6 protein-coding genes and 1 riboswitch are annotated in these 3850 nt (G+C 68.1%); all 6 genes read left to right on the top strand.

The window, feature by feature from the left end; all coding sequences use genetic code 11:
- Window positions 1-73: 73 nt before the first annotated feature.
- The gene (locus tag ACSVDD_RS29505; protein WP_448192987.1) at window positions 74-241 is read left to right on the top strand and encodes a hypothetical protein; all 168 of its coding nucleotides are present in this window, start codon (window positions 74-76) and stop codon (window positions 239-241) included.
- Between the two features lie 60 nt (window positions 242-301).
- Entirely contained in the window at window positions 302-478 is a 177-nt protein-coding gene (locus ACSVDD_RS29500) for a hypothetical protein (RefSeq protein WP_448192986.1), read from the top strand.
- Window positions 475-1074: a chromate resistance protein ChrB domain-containing protein gene (locus ACSVDD_RS29495; protein ID WP_448192985.1), complete on the top strand. Its 600-nt coding sequence runs from the start codon at window positions 475-477 to the stop codon at window positions 1072-1074. Before ACSVDD_RS29500 ends, ACSVDD_RS29495 begins: the two co-directional genes overlap by 4 nt.
- 11 nt (window positions 1075-1085) lie before the next feature.
- Window positions 1086-2495: a chromate efflux transporter gene (chrA, locus tag ACSVDD_RS29490; protein ID WP_448192984.1), complete on the top strand. Its 1410-nt coding sequence runs from the start codon at window positions 1086-1088 to the stop codon at window positions 2493-2495.
- A gap of 170 nt (window positions 2496-2665) precedes the next feature.
- A riboswitch (yybP-ykoY riboswitch) is annotated at window positions 2666-2764 on the top strand.
- Between the two features lie 91 nt (window positions 2765-2855).
- Window positions 2856-3419: a manganese efflux pump MntP gene (locus ACSVDD_RS29485; RefSeq protein ID WP_448192983.1), complete on the top strand. Its 564-nt coding sequence runs from the start codon at window positions 2856-2858 to the stop codon at window positions 3417-3419.
- Window positions 3420-3532: 113 nt separating this feature from the next.
- Window positions 3533-3757, top strand: a complete 225-nt coding sequence (locus ACSVDD_RS29480; RefSeq protein ID WP_448192982.1) for a hypothetical protein — start codon at window positions 3533-3535, stop codon at window positions 3755-3757.
- The last annotated feature ends 93 nt before the right edge of the window (window positions 3758-3850 follow it).

The following is a 3850-nucleotide window of genomic DNA, read 5'->3' as shown; positions in this document are numbered from 1 at the left end:
AACGGACTGTACGCTTGCCAAACAAATGATACAAGCGTTACGTTATTGGTATGTCTGAGATACAGGTGCCCGTATGAGCGATGCGTCCCACGCGGCCGATGTGCGATACGCTTGGCTGCTGCTGGCGCATCAGCTGCCGCCGAAGCCCGCGTACTTCCGCGTCAAGGTCTGGCGCCGTCTCCAGGGATTGGGGGCGGTGGCGATCAAGAACTCGCTCTACGCGCTGCCCGCCGGGGAGTAGACGCAGGAGGACTTCCAGTGGCTGCTGCGCGAGATCAATGAGGGGGGCGGCGAGGCGGCGGTGTTCGAGGCGCGCTTCGTCGATGGCCTCTCCGACCGGGAGGTGCGGGCGCTGTTCGACAAGGCCCGCGACGCTGACTACGAGGCGCTCGCCGTCGATGCCGGGGGGTGGCGGAGGCGGTTGCCGCGGAGCCGGAGATGTGGCGCGCGCGCAGCGGCGAAGTGCGAGCCCAAGTGACCCGCTTGCGGCGCCGGCTGGTGGAGATCGTCGCCATCGACTTCTTCGGCGCGGCCGGACGGATGCCGGCGGAAGGACTGCTCGCCGGCGTCGAGGCGCGGCTGGCGCAGGTCGAAGGCGGTTCGAAACAGGAGGAAGAAACCATGGAAACCGCTGACGTCGGGCCGCTGAAGGGCCGGACCTGGGTGACGCGCCGGGGCGTGCTGGTGGACCGCATCGCCTCGGCGTGGCTGATCCGCCGCTTCATCGACCCGGAACCGCGGTTCAAGTTTGTTCCCGACAAGGGCTATATCCCGGAGCCGGGCGAACTGCGCTTCGACATGTTCGAGGCCGAGTTCACCCACGAGGGCGACCACTGCACCCTCGAGGTGCTGCTGGCCAAGCTGGTCCGGCCGGAGCGGGCGCTGCAGGCGATCGCCGAGATCGTCCACGACATCGACCTCAAGGACGGTAAGTTCCAGCGCGAGGAGGCGGCGGGGATCCGCACGCTGATCGCCGGCATCGCCGCCGCGACGGATGACGACGATCACCGCGTGGAGCGCGGGGCCGCCGTCTTCGAGGATCTCTACGGGTACTTCCGCAAAAGGCGCGGTTGAGGAGAGCGCCAATGACCGAGGCGAACACCACCGTGGATGCCGCCGTATCCGCGACGCTGGACGGCCGGCACGGGGTGAGCCTCGGCGACGCGACGCGGGTCTGGGCACGGATCGCCGCCCTCAGCTTCGGGGGGCCGGCGGGGCAGATCGCGGTCATGCACCGCATCCTCGTCGAGGAGAAGCGCTGGATCGGCGAGACGCGGTTCCTGCACGCGCTGAACTACTGCATGCTGCTGCCCGGTCCGGAGGCGCAGCAGCTGGCCGTCTACGTCGGCTGGCTGATGCACCGCACGCCGGGCGGCCTGATCGCGGGCACCCTGTTCGTCCTGCCCGGCCTCGCCGCCATCATGGCGCTCAGCTGGATCTACGCCGCTTTAGGCAACGTGGGTGTGGTGCAAGGGCTATTTTTCGGGCTCAAGGCGGCGGTGCTCGCCATCGTGCTCGAAGCAGTGGTGCGCATCGGCAGGCGCGCGCTGAAGAACCGGGTGATGATCGGCATCGCCGCGGCGGCGTTCGTGGCGATCTTCGTCTTCGACGTGCCGTTCCCGGTCATCATCCTCGCCGCCGGTCTGGTCGGCTTCGTCGGCGGACGGCTGGGCCGGCCGCAATTCGCAGTCGGCGGGGGGCACGGCGCTTCCAAGGGAAAGACCCTGGCCAACGCCGACAGCCTGCTCGGCGAGGGCACCCCGGTCCACGCGCGGCCGGCGCTCGGCTGGTCGCTCAAGGTCGGCGCCGTCTGCCTGCTGTTGTGGCTCGGACCGGTCGTGGCGCTGCTCCTGACGCTCGGCCCAAGCAACGTGTTCAGCCAGATTGCGGTGTTCTTCTCGAAGATGGCGGTGGTCACCTTCGGCGGCGCCTACGCGGTGCTGGCCTACGTGGCGCAGCAGGCGGTCGAGGGTTATGGCTGGCTCCATCCCGGCGAGATGCTGGACGGCCTGGGCATGGCGGAGACCACGCCGGGGCCGCTGATCATGGTCACCCAGTTCGTCGGCTTCATGGGTGCCTTCCGCGCGCCCGGCGCGCTGCCGCAACTTCTGGCGGGGACGCTGGGCGGGCTGCTGACCACCTGGGTGACCTTTGTCCCGTGCTTCCTGTGGATCTTCCTCGGCGCGCCGTTCGTCGAGGCGCTGCGCGGCAACAAGGCACTGGGCGGCGCGCTGTCCGCGATCACCGCCGCGGTCGTCGGCGTGGTCCTGAACCTGGCGGTCTGGTTCGGTCTGCACGTCCTGTTCGGGCGGTTGGAACCGGTGCGGGTCGCCGGAGCCACGCTCGAAGCCCCGGTGTTGAGTACCTTGAACGTTGCTTCTCTGGCGCTGACCGTAGGTGCGGCGCTCGCCGTCTTCCGCTTCAAGGTCGGCATGATCCCGACCCTCGCGGTATGCGCGCTCCTCGGCTTGGCCGTCCGCGTGGCTATCGGCTAGGAGATCCCAGCCCGCTCTCGGCTCAGCGGCTGTACCAATGCTCAGACTGCGCCAAACGGTGTGGCTGGGGTTGACTTCCCCGTAACCGGAGGTGCCTCGCCATGCCCTACGGAAAGCATGTGAACATATGTTCATACGGGTTGACGTTCCCGCCGGGCGTCGATGGCTTCCGCCCCAGCATTGGGGAGTAGCCACCCTCACCGGAAGAGGGGCGCGCGCCAACAGACTCGGGCATCGCCCGTGGCGTGTGCGGCAGCGGGACGATGTCCCGGGGCTCGGCGAGACCGATGGCGTATCCGTCTCCCGAAGGTCAACCGGGGGCGGCGGCGCTGTCGTGTCCCGTTTGGCCGGAGATGCCCCATGCTCGGTGTGACCTCCCTCGCGCTCGCCTTCAGCCTGTCCATGGACCGCTTCGCCGCCGCTCTCGGGTGCGGTGCCGCGCAGAAGCGGCCCAGCGTCCCCGAGGCCCTGCGCGTCGGCATCACCTTCGGAGCCTTCCAGCTGGCTATGGCGCTCCTGGGCTGGGCGCTGGGCGTGTCGTTCGCCGAGCAGGTCCAGGCGGTCGATCACTGGATCGCCTTCGGTCTTCTGCTCCTGATCGGCGGCTCCATGGTCCGGAACGCGCTGGGCGGCGAAGCGGACGACGAAGCAGCGGCGGCGCGCTCGGGCTGGCTGTCCCTGCTCACCATGGGGGTGGCCACCAGCATCGACGCCAGCGCGGTCGGTGTCGGCTTGGCCATGGCCGATCTAGACATCGTCATCACGGCGTCGCTGATCGGACTGGTGACCTTCCTGATGGGTTTCGGTGGCGTGCTGCTCGGGCGCGCCGCGGGTCCGCTGCTTGGGCGCCGCGCTGAACTTGTCGGCGGTCTTGGCCTGATCGCCATCGGCACCAAGATCCTGATCGAACACACCCTTCTGTGACCTGTGGGACCGGCGATGCGCGGTCGGGCAACGCCGAAGCATTGCACCCATTTCCGCCGTCCGAGGGTTCGGCTTCCTCAATCCGTTCCTTTCTGCCTGCGTAGGATTCCGTCATGCACTCCCATTCCCTCGACCCGTGGCGGCACGAGCACGTCTTCCTCGGTGAGCACCACGAGCGCAACGAGCGGCGCATCTGGATCGTCGTCGGGCTTACCCTGGCCATGATGGTCGGCGAGATCGCCGGCGGCACCGTCTTCGGATCGCTGGCCTTGGTCGCCGACGGGTGGCACATGTCCACGCACGCGGCGGCGCTTAGAGCCCGTCCGAGAAGAAGTTGAATCGGATGAATCGGTTGTGATTCAAAGTCGCCTCCAGGATGGAGGTGAGGATGTGGACACCGGAAAAGCGAGAGCGCCATGACCGCAGTGGGC

The organism is Azospirillum terrae (assembly GCF_053470425.1).
The sequence above is the reverse complement of the archived record's forward strand: the minus strand, read 5'-3'. Positions and strand labels throughout refer to the sequence as shown.

Coding starts and splice junctions, on each gene's coding strand:
- ACSVDD_RS29505 (WP_448192987.1), top strand. CDS start 74: ATGAGCGATGCGTCCCACGCGGCCGATGTGCGATACGCTTGGCTGCTG.
- chrA (WP_448192984.1), top strand. CDS start 1,086: ATGACCGAGGCGAACACCACCGTGGATGCCGCCGTATCCGCGACGCTG.
- ACSVDD_RS29485 (WP_448192983.1), top strand. CDS start 2,856: ATGCTCGGTGTGACCTCCCTCGCGCTCGCCTTCAGCCTGTCCATGGAC.
- ACSVDD_RS29480 (WP_448192982.1), top strand. CDS start 3,533: ATGCACTCCCATTCCCTCGACCCGTGGCGGCACGAGCACGTCTTCCTC.